General features: G+C 70.1%; 22 protein-coding genes. 12 read left to right on the forward strand and 10 right to left on the reverse strand.

What is annotated here, in order from left to right; all coding sequences use genetic code 11:
* The coding region (locus PKA16_RS11690; RefSeq protein WP_324403428.1) for a flavoprotein at window positions 1-172 on the reverse strand (172 nt) is incomplete at its 3' end.
* Between the two features lie 85 nt (window positions 173-257).
* Here PKA16_RS11690 and PKA16_RS11695 point away from each other — a divergent pair.
* From PKA16_RS11695 to PKA16_RS11715, 5 genes are all read left to right on the forward strand, one after another.
* Window positions 258-1,946: a CTP synthase gene (locus PKA16_RS11695; RefSeq protein WP_324403403.1), complete on the forward strand. Its 1,689-nt coding sequence runs from the start codon at window positions 258-260 to the stop codon at window positions 1,944-1,946.
* A gap of 151 nt (window positions 1,947-2,097) precedes the next feature.
* Window positions 2,098-2,955 (forward strand): 3-deoxy-8-phosphooctulonate synthase, encoded by an 858-nt coding sequence (gene kdsA / locus PKA16_RS11700; protein WP_324403404.1) that lies wholly within the window; start codon window positions 2,098-2,100, stop codon window positions 2,953-2,955.
* A 2-nt stretch (window positions 2,956-2,957) separates the two neighbouring features.
* Window positions 2,958-3,248 (forward strand): DUF1330 domain-containing protein, encoded by a 291-nt coding sequence (locus PKA16_RS11705; protein ID WP_324403405.1) that lies wholly within the window; start codon window positions 2,958-2,960, stop codon window positions 3,246-3,248.
* Window positions 3,249-3,345: 97 nt separating this feature from the next.
* On the forward strand, window positions 3,346-4,629 hold the full coding sequence (gene eno / locus PKA16_RS11710; protein WP_324403406.1) for a phosphopyruvate hydratase: 1,284 nt from the start codon (window positions 3,346-3,348) through the stop codon (window positions 4,627-4,629).
* 50 nt (window positions 4,630-4,679) lie between these two features.
* A complete protein-coding gene (locus PKA16_RS11715; protein ID WP_324403407.1) occupies window positions 4,680-4,958 on the forward strand; it encodes a septum formation initiator family protein in 279 nt (92 codons plus the stop codon).
* 114 nt (window positions 4,959-5,072) lie between these two features.
* Here PKA16_RS11715 and PKA16_RS11720 read toward each other — a convergent pair whose 3' ends face one another.
* From PKA16_RS11720 to smc, 6 genes are all read right to left on the reverse strand, one after another.
* Entirely contained in the window at window positions 5,073-5,435 is a 363-nt protein-coding gene (locus PKA16_RS11720) for a hypothetical protein (protein ID WP_324403408.1), read from the reverse strand.
* A gap of 37 nt (window positions 5,436-5,472) precedes the next feature.
* Window positions 5,473-6,411 carry an ROK family protein gene (locus PKA16_RS11725; protein WP_324403409.1) on the reverse strand — a complete coding sequence of 313 codons (939 nt, stop codon included), beginning with the start codon at window positions 6,409-6,411 and terminating at the stop codon, window positions 5,473-5,475.
* Entirely contained in the window at window positions 6,408-7,013 is a 606-nt protein-coding gene (locus PKA16_RS11730; RefSeq protein ID WP_324403410.1) for an excalibur calcium-binding domain-containing protein, read from the reverse strand. Before PKA16_RS11730 ends, PKA16_RS11725 begins: the two co-directional genes overlap by 4 nt.
* A gap of 2 nt (window positions 7,014-7,015) precedes the next feature.
* Window positions 7,016-9,082, reverse strand: a complete 2,067-nt coding sequence (gene ligA, locus PKA16_RS11735) for an NAD-dependent DNA ligase LigA (RefSeq protein ID WP_324403411.1) — start codon at window positions 9,080-9,082, stop codon at window positions 7,016-7,018.
* Window positions 9,083-9,131: 49 nt separating this feature from the next.
* Window positions 9,132-10,214: a cell division protein ZipA C-terminal FtsZ-binding domain-containing protein gene (locus PKA16_RS11740; protein ID WP_324403412.1), complete on the reverse strand. Its 1,083-nt coding sequence runs from the start codon at window positions 10,212-10,214 to the stop codon at window positions 9,132-9,134.
* 136 nt (window positions 10,215-10,350) lie between these two features.
* On the reverse strand, window positions 10,351-13,866 hold the full coding sequence (smc, locus tag PKA16_RS11745) for a chromosome segregation protein SMC (RefSeq protein ID WP_324403413.1): 3,516 nt from the start codon (window positions 13,864-13,866) through the stop codon (window positions 10,351-10,353).
* Between the two features lie 193 nt (window positions 13,867-14,059).
* Between smc and PKA16_RS11750 the strand changes: the two genes are divergently transcribed.
* The 4 genes from PKA16_RS11750 (at window position 14,060) to PKA16_RS11765 (ending at window position 19,199) form a co-directional block, all read left to right on the forward strand.
* Entirely contained in the window at window positions 14,060-15,274 is a 1,215-nt protein-coding gene (locus tag PKA16_RS11750) for a D-amino acid dehydrogenase (RefSeq protein ID WP_324403414.1), read from the forward strand.
* Window positions 15,275-15,443: 169 nt separating this feature from the next.
* Window positions 15,444-16,721, forward strand: coding sequence for a PilT/PilU family type 4a pilus ATPase (locus PKA16_RS11755; protein WP_324403415.1), 1,278 nt, complete (start codon window positions 15,444-15,446; stop codon window positions 16,719-16,721).
* A gap of 108 nt (window positions 16,722-16,829) precedes the next feature.
* A complete protein-coding gene (locus PKA16_RS11760; RefSeq protein WP_324403416.1) occupies window positions 16,830-18,782 on the forward strand; it encodes an ATP-binding cassette domain-containing protein in 1,953 nt (650 codons plus the stop codon).
* Window positions 18,783-18,950: 168 nt separating this feature from the next.
* Entirely contained in the window at window positions 18,951-19,199 is a 249-nt protein-coding gene (locus tag PKA16_RS11765; protein ID WP_324403417.1) for a GlsB/YeaQ/YmgE family stress response membrane protein, read from the forward strand.
* A gap of 25 nt (window positions 19,200-19,224) precedes the next feature.
* Here the strand turns inward: PKA16_RS11765 and PKA16_RS11770 are convergent, their stop codons facing one another.
* Together PKA16_RS11770 and PKA16_RS11775 are read right to left on the reverse strand one after the other, a co-directional pair.
* Entirely contained in the window at window positions 19,225-20,451 is a 1,227-nt protein-coding gene (locus PKA16_RS11770; RefSeq protein WP_324403418.1) for an MFS transporter, read from the reverse strand.
* Between the two features lie 378 nt (window positions 20,452-20,829).
* The gene (locus tag PKA16_RS11775; protein ID WP_324403419.1) at window positions 20,830-22,038 is read right to left on the reverse strand and encodes a urate hydroxylase PuuD; all 1,209 of its coding nucleotides are present in this window, start codon (window positions 22,036-22,038) and stop codon (window positions 20,830-20,832) included.
* A gap of 259 nt (window positions 22,039-22,297) precedes the next feature.
* On the opposite strand from PKA16_RS11775, the gene PKA16_RS11780 reads away from it, so the two are divergent.
* A complete protein-coding gene (locus PKA16_RS11780) occupies window positions 22,298-22,456 on the forward strand; it encodes a hypothetical protein (RefSeq protein ID WP_324403420.1) in 159 nt (52 codons plus the stop codon).
* Window positions 22,457-22,597: 141 nt separating this feature from the next.
* Here the strand turns inward: PKA16_RS11780 and uraH are convergent, their stop codons facing one another.
* Entirely contained in the window at window positions 22,598-22,951 is a 354-nt protein-coding gene (gene uraH / locus PKA16_RS11785; RefSeq protein WP_324403421.1) for a hydroxyisourate hydrolase, read from the reverse strand.
* Window positions 22,952-23,023: 72 nt separating this feature from the next.
* Between uraH and PKA16_RS11790 the strand changes: the two genes are divergently transcribed.
* The gene (locus PKA16_RS11790; protein WP_324403422.1) at window positions 23,024-23,731 is read left to right on the forward strand and encodes a GntR family transcriptional regulator; all 708 of its coding nucleotides are present in this window, start codon (window positions 23,024-23,026) and stop codon (window positions 23,729-23,731) included.
* Window positions 23,728-24,687 (forward strand): allantoinase PuuE, encoded by a 960-nt coding sequence (puuE, locus tag PKA16_RS11795; protein WP_324403423.1) that lies wholly within the window; start codon window positions 23,728-23,730, stop codon window positions 24,685-24,687. Before PKA16_RS11790 ends, puuE begins: the two co-directional genes overlap by 4 nt.
* The last annotated feature ends 16 nt before the right edge of the window (window positions 24,688-24,703 follow it).

Below are 24,703 nucleotides of genomic sequence, written 5' to 3' on the forward strand. Positions count from 1 at the left end.
CCACCGGCGTGATGAACTGGCAGGCCGCCTCGGTCATCACCACCTGCACCGTGGCACCGGCCCGGAGCAGGGCCCGACACAGCTCGGCCGCCTTGAAGCAGGCCGCACCGCCCGACAGGCCCAGCACGATGTGGCGGCCGGCGAGCTCGCCAGCGTCTTGGTTTGCGTCCATGGCGCGCAATGTAGCAAAGCCGGGCAAGCGGCCTCCTATAATTGAAATTTCCCACCGAGCGGAGGCGTGTGCCCTTCGTCCCGACATGACCAAATTCGTCTTCGTCACCGGCGGTGTGGTGTCTTCCCTGGGCAAGGGAATCGCCTCGGCCTCCCTGGCCGCGATCCTCGAATCGCGCGGCCTCAAAGTCACCCTGATCAAGCTCGACCCCTACCTGAACGTGGATCCGGGCACGATGAGCCCGTTCCAGCACGGGGAGGTGTTCGTCACCGACGACGGCGCCGAGACCGACCTGGACCTGGGTCACTACGAGCGCTTCATCACCACGCGCATGCGGCGCGCCAACAACTTCACCACCGGCCAGATCTACAAGAGCGTGCTGGAGAAGGAGCGGCGCGGCGACTACCTGGGCAAGACGGTGCAGGTGATCCCGCATGTGACGGGCGAGATCCAGGAGTTCATCAAGCGCGGCGCGGGCATCGGCACGCCCGACGAGGTGCAGGTGGCCATCGTCGAGATCGGCGGCACGGTGGGCGACATCGAGTCCCTGCCCTTCCTGGAAGCGGTGCGCCAGTTCAGCCTGAAGCTGGGTGCCAACCACAGTGCCTTCGTGCACCTGACCTACCTGCCCTGGATTGCCGCGGCGGGCGAGTTGAAGACCAAGCCGACCCAGCACACGGTGCAGAAGTTGCGCGAGATCGGCATCCAGCCCGACGCCCTGCTGTGCCGCGCCGACCGCCCGATCCCGCAGGACGAGCGCGAGAAGATCAGCCTGTTCACCAATGTCGCCGAATGGGGCGTGATCAGCCTGCCCGATGTCGACACCGTCTACAAGGTGCCGCGCCTGCTGCACGAGCAGGGCCTCGACGGCCTGATCTGCGACCGCCTGCGCCTGAACACGGCACCGGCCAACCTGGGGCGTTGGGACGCATTGGTGCAGGCAGTCGAGCATCCCACGCGCGAGGTCACCATCGCCATGGTCGGCAAGTACGTCGACCTGTCGGACAGCTACAAGTCGGTGAACGAGGCGCTGCGCCATGCCGGCATGCACAACCAGGCGCGCGTGCAGATCGAGCACCTCGATTCCGAGACCATCACGCCCACCACCGTCGCCAGCCTGGGCAAGTTCGACGCCGTGCTGGTGCCGGGCGGGTTCGGCGCGCGCGGCGTGGAAGGCAAGATCGCCACCGCCCGCTACGCGCGCGAGCACGGCGTGCCCTACCTGGGCATCTGCCTGGGCATGCAGGTGGCGACGATCGAGTTCGCGCGCAACGTGGCCGGCCTCAAGGGCGCCAACAGCACCGAGTTCGACCCCAAGTGCGCGCACCCGGTGATCGCCCTGGTCACCGAATGGAAGGACAAGGACGGCAACATCCAGACGCGCGACGCCGATTCCGACCTGGGCGGCACCATGCGCCTGGGCGCCCAGAGCGCCGACGTGCAACCCGGCACCCTGGCGCACCAGATCTACGGCGACGTCGTGACCGAACGCCATCGCCACCGCTACGAGGCCAACGTCAACTACCTGGACCAGTTGCGGGCGGCCGGCCTGGTGATCTCGGCACTGACGCAGCGCGAGCACCTGACCGAGATCATCGAGCTGCCCACCAGCATGCATCCCTGGTTCGTCGGCGTGCAGTTCCACCCCGAGTTCAAGAGCACCCCCTGGGACGGCCACCCGCTGTTCAACGCCTTCATCAAGGCGGCGCTCGCGCACCAGGACCAGCGTAACGCCGCGCGCGGCGGCAGCAAGAGCACGAAGGTCGCCGCATGAAGCCTTGCGGATTCGAAGTCCGGCTCGACCAGCCCCTGTGTCTCATGGCCGCGCGACACCGCAGCGCTGCACGAGGGGCTCCGGGCACCAGCCCGGGGATCGGGCCGCGCAGGTGGATGCGGGCCGGCGGGCTTGCCGGGAGCACCATGCCATGAAGCTTTGCGGGTTTGAAGTCGGGCTCGACCGCCCCTTGTTCCTCATAGCCGGCCCCTGCGTCGTCGAGTCCGAGCAGCTGCAGCTGGACGTCGCCGGCCAGCTCAAGGAAATCACGGCGGCGCTGGGCGTTCCGTTCATCTTCAAGAGCAGCTACGACAAGGCGAACCGCTCCAGCGGCACCAGCTTTCGCGGCCCCGGCATGGACCAGGGCCTGGAAATCCTGGCCAAGGTGAAACGCGAGATCGGCGTGCCCGTGCTCACCGACGTGCACACCGAGGCCGAGGTGGCGCGCGTCGCCGAGGTCGTCGACGTGTTGCAAACGCCGGCCTTCCTGTGCCGCCAGACCGACTTCATCCGCGCGGTGGCGCAAAGCGGCAAGCCGGCCAACATCAAGAAGGGCCAGTTCCTGGCACCGCACGACATGCGCAATGTGATCGACAAGGCGCGCGCGGCGGCGGCCGAAAAGGGCCTGGAAACCGACGCCTTCATGGCTTGCGAGCGCGGCGCCAGCTTTGGCTACAACAACCTGGTGAGCGACATGCGCAGCCTGGCGATCATGCGCGAGACCGGCGCACCGGTGGTCTACGATGCCACTCACAGCGTGCAGCTGCCGGGCGGCCAGGGCACCAGCAGCGGCGGCCAGCGCGAGTTCGTGCCGGTGCTGGCGCGCGCGGCGGTGGCCGCCGGAGTGGCCGGCGTGTTCATGGAAACTCACCCCGATCCGGCCCATGCGCTGTCCGACGGACCCAACGCGGTGCCGCTGCGACACATGCGCGCGCTGCTCGAAACCCTGGTCACGCTGGACCAGGTGGTCAAGCGAAGCGGCTGGCTGGAAGACCGCTTCGGCGCCTGAACATGCCCAGCGCCTACCTGATCGCCTCGGTCACCGTGACCCACCCGGCCCAGTACGATGAGTACCGCAAGTGGAGCACCGAGGCCATGCGCGTGCACGGCGCCGAGGTCTGCGTGCGCGGCGGCCCGGTCGAGATCCTCGAGGGCGACTGGGATCCTCAGCGCACGGTGATCCTGAAGTTTCCCAGCGTCGCGGCCGCCAAGGCGTTTCACGACTCCCCCGAATACCGCAGGGCGCGGGCAGCGCGCGAGGGCGCAGCCATCATGCGCATGGTCGTCGTGGAAGGCGTGTGAATGCGCGCCGTCCGCTTCCCGCATCCCCGACCACCATGCCGGATCGACTGGCGCCGGCGGTCGCTTTCGTCTGTATTACCCCTCTCAAGGATTTGACATGAGTGCCATCGTTGACATCGTCGGCCGCGAAGTTCTGGACAGCCGCGGCAACCCCACCGTCGAATGCGACGTCCTGCTCGAATCGGGCGTCATGGGACGCGCCGCCGTGCCTTCCGGCGCCTCGACCGGATCACGCGAAGCGATCGAGCTGCGCGACGGCGACAAGAAGCGCTATGGCGGCAAGGGCGTGCTGAAGGCGGTGGAGCACATCAACAGCGAGATCAGCGAGGCCGTGCTGGGGTTGGACGCCTCCGAGCAGGCCTTTCTCGACAAGACCCTGATCGACCTGGACGGCACCGACAACAAGAGTCGCCTGGGCGCCAACGCCATGCTGGCGGTGTCGATGGCCGTGGCGCGCGCGGCGGCCGAGGAGTCGGGCCTGCCGCTGTACCGCTACTTCGGCGGCATGAACGGCTGCCAGCTGCCGGTGCCGATGATGAACGTCATCAACGGTGGCGCACACGCCAACAACAACCTCGACCTGCAGGAGTTCATGATCATCCCGGTGGGCGCACCGTCGTTTCGCGAAGCGCTGCGCTGGGGTGCCGAGGTGTTTCATGCCCTGAAGAAGATCATCGGCGACCAGGGCATGCCCACCGCGGTCGGCGACGAGGGCGGCTTCGCGCCCAGCGTGGAAAACCACGAGGCCGCGATCCAGCTCATCCTGCAGGCCATCGAGGCGGCAGGCTACACGGCCGGGCAGGACATCGTGCTCGGCCTGGACTGCGCCAGCAGCGAGTTCTACAAGGACGGCCAGTACGTGCTGGCCGGCGAAGGCCTGACCCTCTCGGCCGAGCAGTGGACGGACATGCTGGCCTCCTGGTGCGACAAGTACCCGATCATCAGCATCGAGGACGGCATGCACGAGGGCGACTGGGATGGCTGGAAGATCCTGACCGAGCGCCTGGGCAACAAGGTGCAGCTGGTCGGCGACGACCTGTTCGTCACCAACACCAGGATCCTGAAGGAAGGCATTGACAAGCACGTCGCCAACTCGATCCTGATCAAGATCAACCAGATCGGCACCCTGACCGAGACCTTCGAGGCCATCGAGATGGCCAAGCGTGCCGGCTACACCGCCGTCATCAGCCACCGGTCGGGCGAGACCGAGGACGCCACCATCGCCGATATCGCCGTCGGTACCAACGCCGGCCAGATCAAGACCGGCTCGCTCAGCCGCTCCGACCGCATGGCCAAATACAACCAGCTGCTGCGCATCGAGGAAGACCTGGGCGACATGGCGCGCTACCCCGGCCGAACGGCGTTCTACAGCCTGCGCTGAAGCTGCAGTAGACTGCTGCCAGTCCCGCCTCGGCGACGCCTTGACATCCCATGGTTCAGCGCATCGTTCCAGCCGTCCTGATCGTGCTGCTGGTGGTGGTTCATGCCCAGCTCTGGTTCGGTCGCGGCAGCGTGCCCAAGGTGACCGAGCTGCAGCGCCGGCTCGACCAGCAGCGCGCCGCGAACGTCCAGGCGCGCCAGGTCAACGACCAGCTCGCCTCCGAGGTGCAGGACTTGCAGGCAGGCCTGGGCATGGTGGAGGAAAAGGCGCGCACCGAACTGGGCATGGTGCGTCCGAACGAAATCTTCGTGCGCGTGATCGAACCGTGACGCCGTCAGGCGGCTGACACCCGGCAGAGACCGGGGGCGGCACGGACCCGCCGTGGCGCCTCCCTCGGCAGGCTACCGACGGGCGCTGCCCCGGATGCGCCCGTGCCACGGGCGTCAGCGCGAGGAACCCCGACTGCCGCCACGGAAGCTGCCGCGGTGTCCCGGGCGGTTGCCGGGCGCCCAGTGGCCGCCGCCGGGGTTGCGGTGCCCCCAGTCAGGGACGCGCCGATCACTGCCGAAGCTGCCGTAGAACCCGAGCGACACCGCTGGCGCGCCCCAGTACCAGGGCGACGCATAGACCGGTGCCCCATAGACGGGATAACCGCCATAGGCCGGGTAGGCTGGGTAAGCCACCGGGGTGCCGACATCGTAGGCGCCAACGGGAGCGACGACACAGCCCGACAGCAGCACCGCGACAGCGCCGGCCGCCACCAGCGACAGGTGGCGGACCAGGACGGAAAGCTTGGGATCGGCCATGGCGCGAGCTCCGGGACGAATGCGACGAAGCCTTAATCTAGTGCGTTCCTGTAAAGCCCGTGTGAAGCCCCGACAGCCAGGCCGCGCCGCGCACTCCGGAGGAATCGCCGTGCGCCGCGGGGCAGACCCGGGTGCGCAGGCTGTCGCTGAACACGTGCGCGGCCAGCCGCTGCTGGACCATGCCGTAGAGTTCGTCGATTTGGCTCAGGCCGCCGCCCAGCACGATGATCCCGGGGTCGAGGATGTTGATCACCTGCCCCAGCGACCGGGCCAGGCGCGCGGCATGGCGCGCGAGGCTGGCGCGCGCTGCCGTGTCACCGGCGCGCATGGCGGCAACGATGGCCGGAACGGCCAGGTCCTGGCCTGTGGCGCGTGCATGGTCGGCGGCCAGCCCCGGACCGGACAGCCAGGTCTCGATGCAGTCCTGGCGGCCGCACCAGCAGGCCAGGCGCACGCCGTCCTCGGCATCGGTGCGCGGCAGCGGATTGTGACCCCACTCGCCGGCAATGCCGTTGCAGCCTTCAAGCACGCGTCCGCACACCGCGATGCCGCCGCCCACGCCCGTGCCGAGGATGGCGGCGAACACCACCTCGGCGCCCGCACCAGCGCCATCGGTGGCCTCGGACAGGGCCAGGCAGTTGGCGTCGTTTTCGAAGCGGATCGGGCGCCCCAGCAGCGCCTGCAGGTCCTCGCGCAGCGGCTGCCCGTTGAGCGCGGTGGAATTGGCATTGCGCATGCGCCCGCCGAGGGGCGACAGACTGCCCGGCATGCCCACGCCCAAGGGCAGGCCAGCGGTACCCAGGCGGTTCTCGGCCTGGCGCACCAGTCGGGCCATGGTGTCCAGCGTCGCCGGGTAGCTGCCCTGCGGCGTCGGCACGCGTTCACGCAGCAGGAACCGGCCGCGCGTGTCCAGGGCCGCGATCTCGATCTTGGTGCCGCCCAGGTCGATGCCCAGGCGGATCGGCGGTGGCGTCACCGGGCCAGCGGGCTGGTGCACCATTGCCGCTCGCACGGGATGCCGTCGTCGTTGCCGTCCATCCTGACGTCTGGACAGTTGCGCAGGAAGAAAGTGGCTTCAGCGCAGGACGTCATCTGCGAACAATACTGACGGCCATCGCAGCGAAACGCGGCCGACGAAACCACGCCCGCACGGCCGGCCTCGGGGCTCGCAGCGGCTGAGAATGATGCAGCCGGGCCACGCCCAGGCGCGTGGGCGGCCCACCACTGGTAGCCCTTCCAGCCCAGGCCGGTGATCAACGCGAGCGTCAGCAGCAACCCAGCCAGTCCACCGGGCAGGCGCGACCCGGCCAGCCCCTGCGGCCTGCGCCGCGATGGCTGAACCGCGGGCCGTGCCACGCCCCCGGTCCGCATCACGTGGTGCGCCTGCTTGCGACCTCGGGCGTCCGTCCCGACCTCGAACTCCAGGTGCTCCCCCACGCGCGGGCGCTGACCCGGCGCGCGGTGCGCCGGACCGAACGCCCGGATGTGGACGAAGACCCTGGCGCCGCCCTGTGTCGGCTCGATGAAGCCGAAACCGCGTGCGTCGTCCCACTGCGCCAGCCGGCCGTCGAAACGCACGTTCAGTCCTCGCCGGCCAGCAGCGCCCGCATGCCGGCCTCGTCAATCACCGCGATGCCGAGTTCATGCGCCTTGTCCAGCTTGCTGCCGGCCTCCGTGCCGGCCACGACATAGTGCGTCTTCTTGCTGACGCTGCCGGCCACCTTGGCGCCGGCAGCCTCGAGCAGATCCTTGGCGGCGTCGCGGCTGAGGTTTGGCAGGGTACCGGTCAGCACGAAGGTCTTGCCGGCCAGCGGCAGGCGCGCGGCGGCGACGGGCTCGCCCTCGGGCCAGTGCAGGCCAGCGGCGCGCAGTTGCTCGACGACCTCGCGGTTGTGTGCCTGGTCAAAGAAGGTGTGGATGCTGTCGGCCAGCACCGGCCCGACGTCGGGCACCAGCAGCAGCTGCTCGGGCGTGGCGGCCATGACGGCGTCGAGCCGGCCGAAATGCTGGGCCAGGTCGCGCGCCGTGGATTCCCCCACGTGGCGGATGCCGAGGGCGAACAGGAAGCGCGCCAGCGTGGTCCGCTTGGACTTCTCAAGCTGGTCCAGCAGATTGCGCGCCGACTTCTCGGCCATGCGATCGAGCCCGACCAGGCGCCCCAGGTCGAGGCGATAGAGATCCGGCAATACGTCGACGATGCCGCCATCGACCAGCTGGTCGACCAGCTTCTCGCCCAGGCCCTCGATGTCCATGGCGCGTCGGCTGGCGAAGTGCAGCAGGGCCTGCTTGCGCTGCGCCGGGCAGAACAGGCCGCCGGTGCAGCGGTGGTCGGCCTCGCCCTCCTCGCGCACCACGACGCTGCCACACACGGGGCAGTGCGTGGGCATGGTGAATTCGGTCGCGCCGGGACGGCGCCGCTCGACCAGCACCGACACCACTTCGGGTATGACGTCGCCGGCACGGCGCACCACCACGGTGTCGCCGACACGCACGTCCTTGCGCCGCGCTTCCAGCTCGTTGTGCAGGGTGGCGTTGGTGACGGTGACCCCGCCGACGAACACCGGCGCCAGCTTGGCCACCGGTGTGAGTTTGCCGGTGCGACCGACCTGCACATCGATGGCCTCGACCGTGGTCAGCTCCTCCTGGGGCGGGTACTTGTGCGCGACGGCCCAGCGCGGCTCGCGCGTGACGAAGCCAAGCCGGCGCTGCCACGCGAGCGAATCGACCTTGTAGACCACGCCGTCGATGTCGTAGGGCAGGCTGTCGCGGCGTGCCGCGACATCGGCATGAAACGCGGCCAGCTCGGCCGGGCCGCGGGCGCGCCGGTTGATCTCCGAGACCGGGAAGCCCCACGCGCGGAACGTCTCGAGCACGTCCCAGTGGCACGCGAAATCGGGGCCGCCCTGCTCCGGCGGCGTGATCTCGCCCAGGGCGTAGGCGAAGAAGCTGAGCGGCCGCTCGCGCGCCGCCGCCGGATCCAGCTGGCGCACCGCGCCGGCCGCGGTGTTGCGCGGATTGACAAAGGTGCGCGCCGCCTTGTCGCCTGCGGCCATGCGCGCGCGCATGCGCTCGTTGAGTGCCTCGAAGTCGTCGCGCCGCATGTAGACCTCGCCGCGCACCTCGACCAGGGGCGGGGCCGTTCCGTGCAAGCGCAGCGGGACCTGGCCCATGGCGCGGACGTTGTGCGTGACGTCCTCGCCGGTCTCGCCATCGCCGCGCGTGGCGGCCTGCACCAGCACGCCGTCCTGGTAGCGCAGGCTCATCGCCAGTCCGTCGAACTTGGGCTCGGCGACGTAGGCCACCGGCGGGTCGGACTCGCCCAGCCCGAGCTCGCGCCGCACGCGCGCGTCGAAGGCCTGGGCGCCGGCGGCGCTGGCGTCGGTCTCGGTGCGGATGCTGAGCATGGGCACGCGGTGGTGCACCGGCGCCAGGCTGTCGAGCACGCTGCCGCCGACGCGCTGGGTGGGCGAGTCGGGCGTGCGCAGTTCGGGGTGTGCGGCCTCGAGCGCCTGCAACTCGCGAAACAGGCGGTCGTACTCGGCGTCCGGCAGTTCGGGCGCGTCGAGCGTGTAGTACTGGTAGGCCGCCTGCGTCAGCGCGGCGCGCAACTCGGCGGCGTGGCGCACCAGCTTGGATTCGGGTTTCATGGCATCTCGTCGGAGGCCGGCGGGGCAGGCTCGCCGCCCCGCGCCGGCATCAGCTGAACAGCCGGCGTGCCTGCGGCGAGCCGGCCGCCAGGTCGTGCTGCTCCAGCGTATCGTAGAGCCGTTCCAGATCCCTGCCGATGGAGTCGATCATGGCCGCCTGCAGCGGCTGGCCGGCGTCGTCGGTGATCACGCCCCCCATGGCTTCGGCCAGGGCAAAGGCGGCTTCGCGCAGGCGTTCGAAGGCCTGCTCCTGGCGCGCCACCTGGGGCACGTCGAGCTGCAGCGTGAATTCGCGCACCGAGGCGTGCTCGCCCTGCTCCGACAGCGCCGCCTGGGCGTCGAAGGCCAGGCCGAGCAGGGGCGGCAGGCCAGCCTCGGCGGCCGGCAACACCATGCGGCCCGGCACGACACCCGGCACGAAGCCCAGGCGCGCGGCCTGCTGGGCGATGAAGCCAGGGCTCCAGGCCGCGCCGCGCGCGCGCAGCGTGAAGCCGAGCTGGGCATCGTGCTGGCTGGCGAACTGGTCCAGCTCGCGCGCCCGCGCGACTTCGTGCAGCATGTCGGGAAACTCGGGCGCGCCACCGACGGCGTCGGCATAACGCTGCGCCTTCACGACGAACTCGGAGAACTCGATCTCGTTGAGCGCGCCGGTACGGTTGGCCAGTTGCACCCCGGCCTGCACCGCGGTGTAGCGGCGGCCGGCGCGTGGCGGCTCCCAGTCACTGCTGCCTTCGGCCTGCGCCTCCACCGCGAAAGGCTTGCTGCCGACCCGGCGCGTGCTGGGCAGCGCCGCCAGCAGGGCCTCGCCCGACACCACCCGGCCATCGAGCGCGATCGGGGTGATGACGTCGATCAGGGCGTCCAGCGCGGGCCGGCGCTCGGGCGGCGCCGGCGGCTCGAGATCGGCGTCGAGCACCGGCTCGATGCGCCCGGGCTCGGCGGCATCGCCCGGCGCCGGCGCCAGGCCGGGCTCGATCCAGGATTCGGGCGCCGGCGCGCCGCCAGCGGCCTCGCCCGGCGCCGGCTCCGCCTGGCGCGGCGCGTGGCGGCGCGAATTCCAGGTGTTGTAGGCGACCACGCCGCCCAGGATCAGGCCACCGGCCACGGCCAGGCCCACTTGCAGGGTGCTCATCGCGCGCTCTCCGTGCGCCGTTGAGCGTTGGGCGTTGGGCGTTGGGCGTGAATACCACCCACGCTGAACGCTGAACGCTCAACGCTGAACCACTTGCTCACGCTGAACGCTGAACGCTGAACGCTGAACCGCTCACTCATGCCTCGGCCATCCCCAGGGCGCCTTCCATGTCGACCGCGACGATGCGCGAGACGCCCTGCTCCTGCATGGTGACGCCGATCAGCTGCTCGGCCATTTCCATGGCGATCTTGTTGTGGCTGATGAACAGGAACTGCGTGCCCTGGCCGCTCATGCGCGTGACCAGGCGCGCGTAGCGCTCGGTGTTGGCGTCGTCCAGCGGCGCGTCGACCTCGTCGAGCAGGCAGAACGGCGCCGGGTTGAGCTGGAAGATGGCAAACACCAGCGCGATCGCGGTGAGCGCCTTTTCGCCGCCCGAGAGCAGGTGGATGGTCTGGTTCTTCTTGCCCGGTGGCTGCGCCATCACCTGCACGCCGGCGTCGAGGATTTCCTCGCCCGTCATCACCAGCCGTGCCTGGCCGCCGCCGAACAGTTCGGGGAACATGCGGCCGAAGTGCTCGTTCACGGTGTTGAAGGTGCCGCCCAGCAGCTCGCGCGTCTCGTGGTCGATGGTGCGGATGGCGTCTTCCAGCGTGGTGATGGCCTCGGTCAGGTCGGCCGACTGCGCGTCGAGGAACTGCTTGCGCTCGCGCGCCGTGCCGAGTTCCTGCAGCGCTGCCAGGTTGACCGCGCCCAGGGATTCGATTTCGCGGTGCAGGCGGTCGATCTCGCCCTGCAGCCCGGCCAGGCGCACGCTGTCCTGCTCGATCGAGCGCGCCAGCGCATGCAGGTCGGCCTGGGCATCGGCCAGCAACTGGGTGTACTGCTCGCCGCCCAGGCGCGCGGCCTGCTCCTTGAGCTGCAGGTCGGTGATGCGCTGGCGCAGCGGCTCGAGCTGGCGCTCGAGCGAGAGTCGGCGCTCGTCGCTGGCGCGCAGCCTGGCGCTCAGGTCGTCGTAGGCGCTGCGCTGCGCGCCCAGCGCCTGCTCGCGCTCGAGCTTGAGCGCCAGCGCGGTCTGCAGGCCGGCCTGCGCGGCGGCGTCGGTCAACACGGCCAGCTCCTCGCCCAGGCGCTGCTGCTCGGTCTCGATGCCGGCGCTCTGTTGCGCCGCCGTGTCGATGGTGCGCGTGAGTTCTCCGTGGCGTGCCTGCAGGCTGCGCTGGGTGAACTGGGCCTCCTGGGCCTGGCGCTCGAGCGCACGCTGCTGCTCGCGTGCCTCGGCCAGGCCGCGTTCGGCCTCGATCACGCGCTCGTCCAGCCCGGCGTGGCGCTCCTGGGCGTCGGCCAGCTGCAGGTCGAGCTCCTCGAAGCGCGCCTCGGCCGTGACGCGGCGCTCCTGCAGCGCCTCGAGCGCGGCGTCGACCTCGGCCAGGTCGGCACCAAGCTGCTCGCCGCGCGCGCGCGTCTGCTCGGCCAGCTGGGTCAGGCGCAGGGTCTCGACCTGCAGTTCGTGCGCGCGCTGCTGCGCCTCGCCGGCCTCGCGCCGCGCACCGACCAGACGCTGCGAAACGTCGCTGAACGCCGCCTCGGCGCGCACCAGGGCGCTGCGCGCCTCCTCGCCGATGAGCTGCTGGGCACGCACCTGCTTGTCCAGGTTCTCGATTTCCTGCTGGCGCGCCAGCAGGCCGGCCTGCTCGGAATCGGGTGCGTAGAAGCTCACGCCGTGCGCCGACACGCAGTGGCCGCTCGCCACGTAGAGCGCTTCGCCAGCCTGCAGGCGGTCGCGCTCGGCCAGCGCCTGTTCCAGCGACGGCGCGGTATGGCAACCCGCCAGCCAGTCGACCAGCAAGGCCTTCTGCCCGGCATCGTGCAGGCGCAACCGGTCCACCAGGCGCGGCCACGGGCTGGCCGGCTCGGGCGCGGCGGCGCCCGGTGCATGGTAGAAGGCCAGCCGCGCTGGCGGCGCATCGCTGGCAAAGGCGCGCACGAGTTCGAGCCGACTCACCTCGAGCGCGCCCAGGCGCTCGCGCAGCGCCGCCTCGAGCGCGTTTTCCCAGCCGGGTTCGACCTGCAGGCGCGTCCACAGGCCTTGCAGTCCATCCAGGCCGTGCTTGCGCAGCCAGGGTTCGAGCTTGCCGTCGGTCCTGACGCGCTCCTGCAGTGCCTTGAGCGCCTCGAGCCGAGCCGACAGGTCGGCCTGGCGCGCGGCTTCGGCGTTCACCACCTGCTGCGCGGCACGGCGCGCGTCGTCGAGCTGGGGCAGGCTGTCCTGCAGCTCCTGCAGGCGTGCATCGGCGACCTGCGCGGCCTCATGCGCGGCCTCCGACTGCTGTTGCAGCTCGTCCAGCCGCCGTGCGTCGGGCGCAGCCAGCGCGCCCTGATCGGCGGCCAGTCGCTCGCGCCGCGTGCCGAGCTGGCGCGCCTGTTCCTCGATGCCGCGCTGCTCGGCCGCCAGCACCTGGATCTGCTGCTGCACCTGGACCACGGCGCTGCGCTGCTCGCCGGCACGCGCCTGGGCCTGGCGCAGCGTGTCCTCGAGCTCGGGCAGCACCTGCTGCTGCTCCTCCAGTCGCGCCGCCAGGGTGAGGGCCTGCTCCTCGGCCGTGGCGCCCTGCTCGGCCAGGCGCTCCAGTTCGGCCTGCGCCTCCTCGCGGCGCGCGTGCCATTGCAGTTGCTGCTCGCCGAGCTGCGCCAGGCGCGCCTCGGCGCGCTGGCGTCCCTCCACGACGAAGCGGATCTCGGCCTCCAGCCGACCCACCTCGGCGCTGGCTTCATAAAGCCGGCCCTGCGCCTGGTTGACCTGGTCGCCCGCGGCGTAGTGGGCCTGCCGGATCGTCTCCAGGTCGGACTCGACGCGACGCAGGTCGGCCACGCGCGCCTCGAGCTCGTTCACCGCCTGCGCGGCCTCGGCCTGCAGCCGGCCCTGGCCCTCCTCGGCTTCGGCGCGCTTGAGGAACCAGAGCTGGTTCTGCCGCAACTGCGCCTCGGCCTGCAGGCCCTGGTAGCGCTGCGCCACCTCGGCCTGGCGCTCGAGCTTGTCCAGGTTGGCGTTCAGCTCGCGCAGGATGTCCTCGACCCGCGTCAGGTTCTCGCGCGTGTCCTGCAGGCGGCTCTCGGTCTCGCGCCGGCGCTCCTTGTACTTGCTGACGCCGGCCGCCTCTTCCAGGAACAGGCGCAGCTCTTCCGGGCGCGACTCGATGATGCGGCTGATCGTGCCCTGGCCGATGATGGCGTAGGCGCGCGGCCCCAGGCCGGTGCCCAGGAACACGTCCTGCACGTCGCGCCGGCGCACCGGCTGGTTGTTGATGTAGTAGCTGCTGGTGCCGTCGCGCGTCAGCACGCGCTTGACCGAGATCTCGGTGAACTGGCCCCACTGGCCGCCGGCGCGGTGGTCGCTGTTGTCGAACACCAGCTCGACCGAGGAGCGCGAGGCCGGCTTGCGCGTCGTCGTGCCGTTGAAGATGACGTCCTGCATCGACTCGCCGCGCAGTTCGCTGGCGCGCGATTCGCCCAGCACCCAGCGCACCGCGTCCATGATGTTGGACTTGCCGCAGCCGTTCGGGCCGACCACGCCGACGAGCTGGCCCGGCAACATGAAGTTGGTCGGTTCGGCGAACGACTTGAAACCCGACAGCTTGATGGAATTGAGACGCACGAAAGGCCCTGCACGAACTGGACGCCAGCGCCGCCCGGGGCGATGACGGGAAACCCGTCGATTCTAGCGAAGGCCGGCCCCGAAACCGGACGATCCGAGACCTCGATCGGCGTGCCGCGGACCCATCCGCAGCACGCCCCGGGCCTGCGGTTAAAGTCCACGTCTGCTCACGATTCATACGTCAGGAAAGCGCATGCGGGTCTGCGTCGTCGGCGCCGGCATCATCGGACTGGCCACGGCCTGGGAATTGCAGCGCGCCGGCCACGAGGTCGTCGTGCTCGATCGCGACGTGCCCGGCCAGGGCGCCAGCGGCGCCAACGGCGCGCAGCTCAGCTATTCCTACGTGGCGCCGCTGGCCGAGCCGGGCATCTGGGCCCAGTTGCCGCACCTGCTGCTCGCGCCGGACTCGCCGCTCAAGCTGCGCCCGCGCCTCGACCCGCTGCAATGGCTGTGGGGCCTGCGCTTCCTGGCCGCCTGCAACGCCCGCAGCGCCCACCAGACCACGGGCGCGCTGCTGCAACTGGCCGCCGAGAGCCGTGCTGGCTTCGAGCGCATGCGCGCCGAGCTGCAGCCCGACTGCGACTACACCACCACGGGCAAGCTGGTGCTCCACGCCGACGCCGCGAGCCTGCAGGCGGCGCGGCGCCAGGTCGAGCTACAGCGCGCGCTGGGCAGCGAGCAGCGGCTGGTCAGCCCCGAGGAATGCGCCGCCATCGAACCGGCACTGGACGGCTACCACCGCCAGATCGCCGGCGCCGTCTTCACCCCCAGCGAATGCGCCGCCGATTGCCTCAAGCTGTGCCAGGCGCTGGCGCAGGCCCTGGTGGCGCGCGGCGCGCGCCTGCACAGCCACGCCGCGGTGAGCGATCTGGTCCGGCAAGGCGGACGCGCATGCGCGGCGCGCACGCCGCAGGGCGAGATCCAGGCCGACGCCTTCGTGCTGGCGCTCGGCACCGCCTCGCACGCGCTGGGACGGCGCCTCGGGGTCTACCTGCCGGTGTACCCGCTCAAGGGCTACAGCATCACCCTGGCAGCCGACGGCGCGCCCGGCGCGGCGCCGCGCGTCAGCGTCACCGACAGCGCGCGCAAGGTGGTGTTCGCGCGCCTGGGCGAGCGCCTGCGCGTGGCCGGCATGGCGGAGCTGGTGGGCGCGGACCGGCGCATCCCGCCGGCACGCATCGAGACCCTGGTGCAGGCCACGCGCGCGGTGTTTCCGCGCGCCAGCGCGCGCTTCGAGGCGCTCGAGCCCTGGGCCGGTCTGCGCCCCGCCACGCCCACCGGGCGGCCCATCATCGGCACGCTGGCGCCGGCGCCCGCCAACGTGCTGTTCAACACGGGACACGGCGCGCTCGGCTTCACGCTGGCGTTCGGCAGTGCCGCGCGCATCGTGGCGCAATTGCCGCACTGACCCGACTGCAACGCCGCGCAGACGGCATTTGCGGGCCCCGGACGCCAAATAAGACCAGAAACCGGCCCACCCCGGCAACGGCTCTCTCTACAATGGCGTCGTTACACGTTGTCGCAATCGCCCCTTCCCGGCGCGATCCCCGGCCGCGCCGACCTCGAGGAAACCGACCATGCCCCAACCCAGCACCATGATGGAGCGCATCCTGCACCTGATGGCGGACAAGAAGGCCTCCGACGTCTACCTGTCGGCGCACGCGCCCGCCACCATCCGCATCAACGGGGTCTGCATTCCGATCAACAACCAGGCGTTGCCGCCCGAAGCCACGCTGAACCTGCTGATCGACATCCTGCCGCCAAACCGGATCGAGGAGCTCAAGGAGACCGGCGAGCTGAACACCGCCTATCCGATGGCCGGCGTCGGCAACTTCCGCATCTCGGCGCTGCGCCAGCGCGGCTCCTACGCCGCCGTGATCCGCTTCATCAGCGCCGAGATCCCCAAGCTGGACACGCTCAACCTGCCCAGCGTGCTGGAACGCCTGGTGATGGAAAAGCGCGGCCTGATCCTGATGGTGGGCGCCACCGGCGCCGGCAAGTCGACCACCCTGGCGTCCATGCTGGACCACCGCAACGAGCGCGTGAGCGGCCACATCCTGACGATCGAGAACCCGATCGAATACATCTTCACCAACAAGAAGTCGCTCATCAACCAGCGTGAGGTCGGCACCGACACCGCGACGCTGCAGGTGGCGCTGATGAACGCGCTGCGCCAGGCGCCCGACGTGATCATGATCGGCGAGATCCGCGACCGCGAGACCATGACCGCCGCCATCGCCTACGCCCAGTCGGGCCACCTGTGCCTGGCCACGCTGCACGCCAACAACAGCTACCAGGCGCTCAACCGGGTGCTCAGCTTCTACCCGGTCGAGGTGCGCCCCACCCTGCTGGGCGACCTTGCGGCGGCGCTCAAGTCGATCGTCTCGCAGCGCCTGATCCCCACCGTCGACGGCGGCCGCACGCCGGCCGTCGAGGTCATGCTCAACACCAAGCTGGTGTCCGAGCTGATCGAGAAGAGCGACTTCGGCGGCGTCAAGGAGGCCATGGACAACGCCATGGCCGAAGGTTCGCAGACCTATGAGCAGGACCTGGCGCGCCTGATCCAGAGCGGTCGCATCGACCGCAAGGACGGCCTGGCGTTTGCCGACTCGCCGACCAACCTGATGTGGCGGCTGCAGAACCAGAGCGTGCGCCAGAACGCCAACAAGGCGCAGGACGAAGAGGAAACGAGCGACCAGCCTTCTTTCACCGAGATCACGCTGGACGTGCGGCCCAGCGGCTTCGGCACCACGGGCTTTGGCCGCCCCAACTTCGCGCCCTCCGGCTTCGAGTCCTCGGGCTTCCGCGAATCCAAGCTTGGCGGCTTCAACGACTCGCGCCTGGGCGACTCGTGACATACTGGGGCGAGCTGCAGGCACGCCACCGGCACGTGTCGGCCTGACCCGGTTGCCGCGCACGGCGCCCCACCCCGACCGGCCTCCAGGGCCGGTCCGCGTTTCACCGTGATCGTCCTGAACCAAGTCACGCTGCGCCGTGGCAGCAAGCTGCTGCTGGACGGTGCCAGCGCCACCATCCACCCCGGCGAAAAAGTCGGCCTGGTCGGCCGCAACGGCGCCGGCAAGTCGTCGCTGTTCGCGCTGCTGGCCGGCACCCTGCACGAGGACGGCGGCGACTGGTCCATGCCCGGCGGCTGGCAGATCGCCGAGGTGGCGCAGCAGATGCCCGAGACCGATGCCTCGGCGACCGACTTCGTGCTGGCCGGCGATGGCCGCCTGAGCGCGCTGCAGGCGCGCCTGCACGCCGCCGAGCAGGCGGGCGACGGCGTGGCCATCGCCCAGGCACACAGCGACCTGCAGGATGCCGGCGCGCACGACGCCCGCGCGCGCGCCGAGGCGCTGATCCTGGGCCTGGGCTTCCAGCCGCGCGAACTCGGCCTGCCGGTGCGGCAGTTTTCCGGCGGCTGGCGCATGCGCCTGCAACTCGCGCGCGCGCTGATGGCGCCGAGCGACCTGCTGCTGCTCGACGAGCCGACGAACCACCTCGACCTGGACGCCCTGATCTGGCTGGAAGGCTGGCTGGCGCGCTACCCCGGCACCCTGCTCGTCATCAGCCACGACCGCGACTTCCTCGACGCCGTCACGCGCGTCACCCTGCACATCGAGGCCGGGCGCCTGACGCGCTACGGCGGCAACTACAGCGCCTTCGAGGAGCAGCGCGCCGAGCAGCTCTCCCAGCAGCAGTCGGCATACACGCGCCAGCAGGAGCAGATCGCCCACCTGCAGCGCTTCATCGACCGCTTCAAGGCCAAGGCCACCAAGGCGCGCCAGGCGCAAAGCCGCATCAAGGCGCTCGAGCGCATGGAGCGCGTGGCGCCGGTGCTGGCCGAGGCCGAATTCCAGTTCGAGTTCCAGCCACCGGCCAGCCTGCCCAGCCCGATGCTGGTGATCGGCGACGGTTGCTGCGGCTACGCCGGCGATCCGGCACCAACCGTGGTCCTGCGCGGCATCGACCGCACCGTGCTGGCCGGCCAGCGCATCGGCATCCTGGGCGCCAACGGCCAGGGCAAGTCGACCCTGGTCAAGACCATCGCGCGCGAGCTGCCCCTGCTCGGCGGCACGCTGACCGAGGGCAAGGGCCTGGCGATTGGCTACTTCGCCCAGCAGGAGCTCGACGTGCTGCACGCGGGCAGCACCCCGCTGGAGCACCTGGTGCGCCTGGCGCGTGCCACCGGCCGCCAGGACAGCGAGGCCGCGCGCGAGCAGCAGTTGCGCAACTTCCTGGGCGGCTTCAACTTCCCTGGCGCCATGGTGGCGCAGCCGGTCGGTTCGTTTTCCGGCGGCGAGAAGGCGCGCCTGGTGCTGGCCATGATCGTCTGGCAGCGCCCCAACCTGCTGCTGCTGGACGAGCCGACCAACCACCTCGACCTGGCCACGCGCGAGGCGCTGGCGCTGGCCCTGACCGAGTTCGAGGGCACGGTCATGCTGGTGAGCCACGACCGCGCCCTGCTGCGCCGCGTCTGCGACGAGTTCTGGCTGGTCGCCGGTGGCACGGTGCAGCCCTTCGAGGGCGACCTGGAGGACTACCAGCGCCACGTGCTGGAGCAGGCGCGCCAGCGGCGCGATGCGGCAGCGTCCCCGGCTGGCGCACCGGCCGCCGCGACCGAAGCGCCCGCGCTCAACCCGGCGGAACAGCGCCGCCAGCAAGCGCAGCGGCGTCAGCAACTCGCCGCACGCACGCGCGAGCACCGGCGCGCGCTCGAACAGGCCGAGCAGCGCATGCAGGCGATCGAGTCCGAGCGCGGCGCCCTGGAGCAGCGCCTGCTGGCGCCGCTGGAGCCAGCCGAGATCGCCGATGCCGGCCGCCGGCTGAAGGCCTTGCAGGACGAACTGGCCGCGCTCGAGGACGCCTGGCTCGCGCACTCCAGCGCGATCGAGGCCATGGAGCAGTCGAGTTAGCCGCGCCGCGTTCCGCCTGCGCTCGACCGGCATATTTCACGAAACCCGCCGCCCGCTGACCTCCGGCGCGCAATCGCGGGGTAGAGTTCCGCCCAACCTGGCCGGTCTTCGCGGCGGGGCCATCCTCCCGAAGCCCGGACTCCAGGCACCCACCAAGGATCGGCCGTCATGGGCATCATCGTCACCATCATCATCGGCTTCATCGTCGGCCTGCTGGCGCGAGCCATCATGCCGGGCGACCAGAAGATGGGCCTGATCATGACTACCCTGCTCGGCATTGCCGGCTCCATCGTCGCCAGCTACGCGGGCGTGGCGCTGGGCCTTTACGTGCCGGGCGCCACCGCTGGCTGGGTCGCCTCGGTCGTCGGTGCGATCGTGCTGCTCTTCCTGTACGGCCTTGTTGCCAGGAAGCGCTGAAGGCGCCGCAAGCGCCACCGGCGCCTCAGGCCACTGGCGGCAGCGCCAGCGCCTGCCGCTGCGCGCGCCACAGCATGGCCACGCCAAGCACCGCCAGCACCAGCAGCAGGCCCAGGCCCGCGGCATAGCCACGCCCCGGCGTCCACAGCAGGCCCACCGCCAGCGGCGCCGCCGCGCGCGCCAGCGCCAGCGGCAGGCCGAGCGCGCCGTTGAGCGCACCCACGTGCGCCGCGCTGACGTACTGCGCCAGCACCGTGCCGCGCACGATGGTGAGCATGCCGTTGCCCACGCCATACAGCAGGGTGAACGGCAGCGCCGCCCAGACGTGGCCGCTACCCGCCAGCAGCGTGGCCAGCGCCAGCGGAATCAACACAGGCGCCCAGCGATTGGTGGCGTGCACGTCCAGGCGCCGCTCGCCCAGGTAGAGGCCGAGCCGCCCCAGCACCTGCAGCACGCCGATGCTGGCCGGCAACGCCACCGCCCATCCGGGCGGCAGCCCGCTTTCGCGCAGCAGGCTCACCAGGTGCGGCGGCACGGCGGCGGCCACCGCCATCAGCAGCACCGTGAACACGCCGAGCTGCCAGAACACCGGCCCGCGCAGCTGCGCCGTCAGGCCGCCACCGGGCCTCGCCGCGCCACCGGGCGCACCCGTTGCCGGCGCCGGGCCGGGCGCGCCGCGCAGCAACACGGCATGCAGCGGCACGCACAAGCCCAGGTTGATCGCGCCCAGCACCCATGACGCCACGCGCCAGTCCCACTGGCGGACCAGCCAGTCGGTGAGCGGTATGAACACCGTGCTGGCCAGGCCGCCCAGGAAAGTGAGCGTGATGATGGCGCGCCGGTAGGTGGACGGAAAGCGCCGTGTCACCACCGCGAACACCGGCGGATACAGCGTCGCCGCCATGCCCAGCCCCAGCAGCGCCCAGACGGCGTAGAAGCCGGCCAGCGTGGCGACGAAGCCGTGCGCCAACAGCGCGAAGCCGACCAGCAGCGAGCCGCCGGTCATCACCGCGCGCTCATGGCCCGCGTCGATCCGGCGCCCCACGGCATAGGCCGCCACCCCCTCGGCCAGCAGCGCCAGGCTGAAGGCCAGCGAAGTCTGCGCACGCGTGGCGCCCAGCGCCGCCTCCACCGGCTCGAGGAACACGGCAAACGAGTAGAGCGCGCTGCCCCAGCTCACCAGTTGCGCCAGCGACAGGCCCAGCACCAGGGTGCGGGCGCTGCTGGCGTGCTCCGTGTACGAGATGCTCAAGGTGAATCGACCCCGCGGCCCGCCCACGTCAACATCCGAGCGCGCACCATTCAGGATACCTCGGCATGGCACTCCGCTCCGACGGACAGTCCTGGTGACTCAACCGCCAATGGGAGGCGCAACGGCATCCGCATCATGGGGCCCCATCAAGCCGATGCGGCGGGGCAGCGCTCGCCCCGGGTCCTTGGCCGACCCGCGGCGGCGAACTGCGCCGGGCGGCGATCCTTTTCGCGTCCCTGCAAGTCCCCGCCGGCAGCGAGCGCCCATGAGGCCACGACCGCCGGATCGACCCAGCGCACGGGCCCCGCACCCCGAGCCGACAGGCCACGAAAGAAAGCGGCGCCCGAGGGCGCCGCTCTTGCCTGGGCTTGTCTCCCCCTACTTGTTCTGGCTTTCGAACCAGCGGCCGACCATGGCGCGCTCGTCGTCGGTCATGCCGGTGGCGTTGGACAGCGGCATCTGCTTGGTCACCACCACCTGCTGGTAGATGTTCTGCGCGTGCGCCGTCGCCTGCTCCGGCGAATCGACGCGGATGCCCTTCTGCTGCACGGCCTCGCCGTGGCAGATGTAGCAGCGCTGCTCCAGGATCGGCTTGATCTGGGCGTAGTCCACCGTCTCGGGCAGGGCCGCCGCGGGCGCCGCCGGAGCGGGCTTGAGCCAGGCGATCAGGGCCAGCAGCACCACCACGCCGATGGCGGCGAAGGGCCAGGGGTTGCTGGCGCGGCCGAGCTTCCAGCCGTGGCGCTGCACGAAGAACTGACGGATCAGGGCACCGGCCAGCATCAGCAGCATCAGCAGCACCCAGCGGTGTTCGCTGGCGTACAGGAAGCTGTAGTGGTTGCTGATCATCGCCACCAGCACCGGCAGCGTGAAGTAGGTGTTGTGCACGCTGCGCTGCTTGCCGCGCTTGCCGTAGATCGCGTAGTCGGCCGGGTTGTAGGGCTGGCCGCTGGTCATTGCCGCCACCACCTTGCGCTGGCCGGGGATGATCCAGAAGAACACGTTGGCGCTCATCGCGGTGGCCAGCGACGCGCCCACCATCAGGAAGGCGGCGCGGCCCGAGAACAGGTGGAAGGCGATCCACGACGAGCACACCACCACCAGCAGCACCAGCGCGCCCACGATGCGGTCGCCGTTCTTGTGCTGGCCGAAGATGCGGCAGATGGCGTCGTAGATGAACCAGAACGCCGCCAGGAACACCAGGGCGCCGATGCCGGCGGCCATGGGCGACCAGTCGAACACCTGCTTGTCGACCAGGAAGATGCCGGCGTTCCACAGGTACAGCACCACGAACAGCAGGAAGCCGGAGATCCAGGTCCAGTAGCTTTCCCAGTAGAACCAGTGGAGGTGGCTGTCGATGCCGCCCTTCGGTGCCACCATGTATTTCTGTGCATGGTAGAAGCCGCCGCCGTGCACCGACCAGATGGCGCCGTCGACGCCCTTTTCCTTCAGGTCCTCGGCCGTGGGCGCCAGCAGGTTGCTGTCGAGGAAGACGAAGTAGAAGGAGGAGCCGATCCAGGCGATCGCGGTGATCACGTGCAGCCAGCGCAGCAGCAGGTTGGCCCAGTCGAGAAGATAGGTTTCCATGAGTGTGTCCCTTGCTCGGGCTTGCCACCGCGGGCACTGCAAGCCGTTTCAGGTGATCGCGCTTTCGGGGACGTCACGTATTGCCTCATGGACGACTCTCGTGCACCGCTGCGACCCGGAGAAATTGTATACAGTGTTGTGTGCAACTTCCAGAAAAACACGATCCGGGTTTTCCCGTGTGTCACATGCACCACAAGCGCAGCGGAATCGGCGATAATGCGAGGTTTCGGCGCAAACAACCACTACGCAAGGACACCCCATGGGCAACAAGATCGTCACCGAAGCCATGCGCAAGGCCACACCGCCCCTGCCCGGCGCTCCCCGCCTGAAGCAGGGCGACGGCCAGCGCCGCAGCCTCGAGCGCGGCGTGCACACGCGCAGCAAGAAGAATCCTGGCAAGCGCCCGCACCAGGGTTGACAGCCGGGGATCCCCTGCACGACAAAAAAAGCGCCTCCGGGCGCTTTTTTTGCGTTTGCTCGCTGCCCGCTGGCGGGGCCCGCCGATCGTCGATTCTTCTGCCGGCGCATGCGCCAGCCGTGGCCCATGCACGCGCCGCGGTCAGGAGCCCCGATACGTGGCCTGGCTCCAGGGGCTGACCAGCAGCGGCACGTGGTAGTGCTGGTCGGTGTGCGCGATGCCGAAGTCCAGATGCACGATGTCGAGAAACGGCGGATCGGGCAATTGCACGCCGCGCGCCCGAAAATAGTCGGCCACCTCGAAGCTCAGGCGGTAGGTGCCCCGGCGCAGGCTGTCGTTGTCGTACAGGGGGCCGTCCGGGTTGCGGCCATCGTCGTTCAGTCGGAAGCGCTTGACCAGGGTCGCGGCGCCGTCCCGGGTTTCGTACAGCGCGACCTGCATGCCGGCGGCGGGGGTGCCGTGCATGGTGTCCAGTACGTGCGTGCTCAGTCCCATCGTTTTGCTCCTTGAGAAATTGTCGACCGAAGTGTATACAGTTTTTCAAAACGAGTCTATGATGCGCTTCTCATGAAACCGTCCAGTACCACCGATCGCATCGTCGTGGCGCTCACGCAGGCCATTGTCGAGCATCGCCTGCAACCCGGCGCCAAGCTGGTCGAGCAGGCGCTGGCCAGCCATTTCGGTGTGTCGCGCACGCTCGTGCGCCAGGCGCTGTTCCAGCTTTCCCAGAAGCGCCTCGTGACGCTGGAGCCTGCGCGCGGCGCCTTCGTCGCCAGCCCCTCGGTGGCCGAGACGCGCCAGGTGTTCGCGGTGCGCCGCATGCTGGAGCTGGAGCTGACCCGCGCCTTCGTGCGCGATGCCAGCGAAGCCGACATCGAGACGCTGCGCGAGCACGTGGCGCAGGAGCAGGCCGCGGTGGCACTCGACGACGTGGAAGGCCGCACCGAGCTGCTGGGCGACTTCCACGTGCGCATGGCCGAGCTGCTGGGCAACCAGGTGCTGGCGCACGTGCTGGGCGACCTGCTGGCACGCTGCGCCATCGCCACCCTGATGTACCAGAGCAGCAGCGCGGCCCACGACTCGGCGACCGAACACGCCGAGCTGGTCGAGAGCTTCGCCCGTCGCGACATGGACAGCGCCGTGGCGCTGATGCGCGAGCACCTCGATCACGTCGAGGCCGGGCTCAACCTGGACCAGCCACCCCCCACTTTCGACGTCCGCAAGGCCCTGGCCGGCACGGGCGACGCAGGCAGCACCACCGAGGAGACAACATGACGAGCCCCATCTACGACAGCACCGCCCCCTACCCGCGTGACCTGGTCGGCTACGGCGCCGACGTGCCACACGCGCGCTGGCCCGGCGGCGCGCGCATTGCCGTGCAGTTCGTCCTCAACTACGAGGAAGGCGGCGAGAACTGCGTGCTGCACGGCGACGCCGGCAGCGAGACCTTCCTTTCCGAGCTGTTCAACCCGGCGTCGTATCCGGGCCGCCACCTGAGCATGGAGACGATCTACGAATACGGCTCGCGCGCCGGCGTCTGGCGCGTGTTGCGCGAATTCAGGCAGCGCGGCCTGCCACTGACGATCTTCTGCGTCTCCACCGCGCTGCAGCGCTACCCCGAGATGGCGCAGGCCTTCCAGGACGGCGGCCACGAGATCGCCTGCCATGCGCTCAAGTGGATCCACTACCAGGACATGGACGAGGCGCTGGAGCGCCAGTACATGACCGAGGCCCTGGCGATCATCGAGAAGATCACCGGCGAGCGGCCGCTGGGCTGGTACACCGGGCGCGACAGCCCCAACACGCGCCGCCTGGTGGTGGACGACGGCCGCCTGCTCTACGACGCCGACTACTACGGCGACGACCTGCCGTTCTGGATGAAGGTGAAGAAGACCGACGGCAGCGACGCGAACCACCTGGTCGTGCCTTACACGCTGGACTGCAACGACATGCGCTTCGGCCTGCCGCAGGGCTACAGCGACGCCGAGCCGTTCTTCCGCTACATGCGCGACACGTTCGACACGCTCTATGCCGAAGGCGACCCCAAGGGCCTGGACCGTCCCAAGATGATGAACATCGGCCTGCACTGCCGCATGGTCGGGCGCCCCGGTCGCTTCACGGCGCTGCGTCGCTTCCTGGACCACATCGCACGGCACGAGGACGTCTGGGTGTGCCGGCGCATCGACATCGCGCGCCACTGGATCGCCACGCACCCCGCGGCGGCCCGCTGAAGAACAGACACCCGGA

The organism is Ottowia sp., from assembly GCF_035325765.1.
In the GTDB taxonomy this organism is placed as follows: domain Bacteria; phylum Pseudomonadota; class Gammaproteobacteria; order Burkholderiales; family Burkholderiaceae_C; genus Ottowia.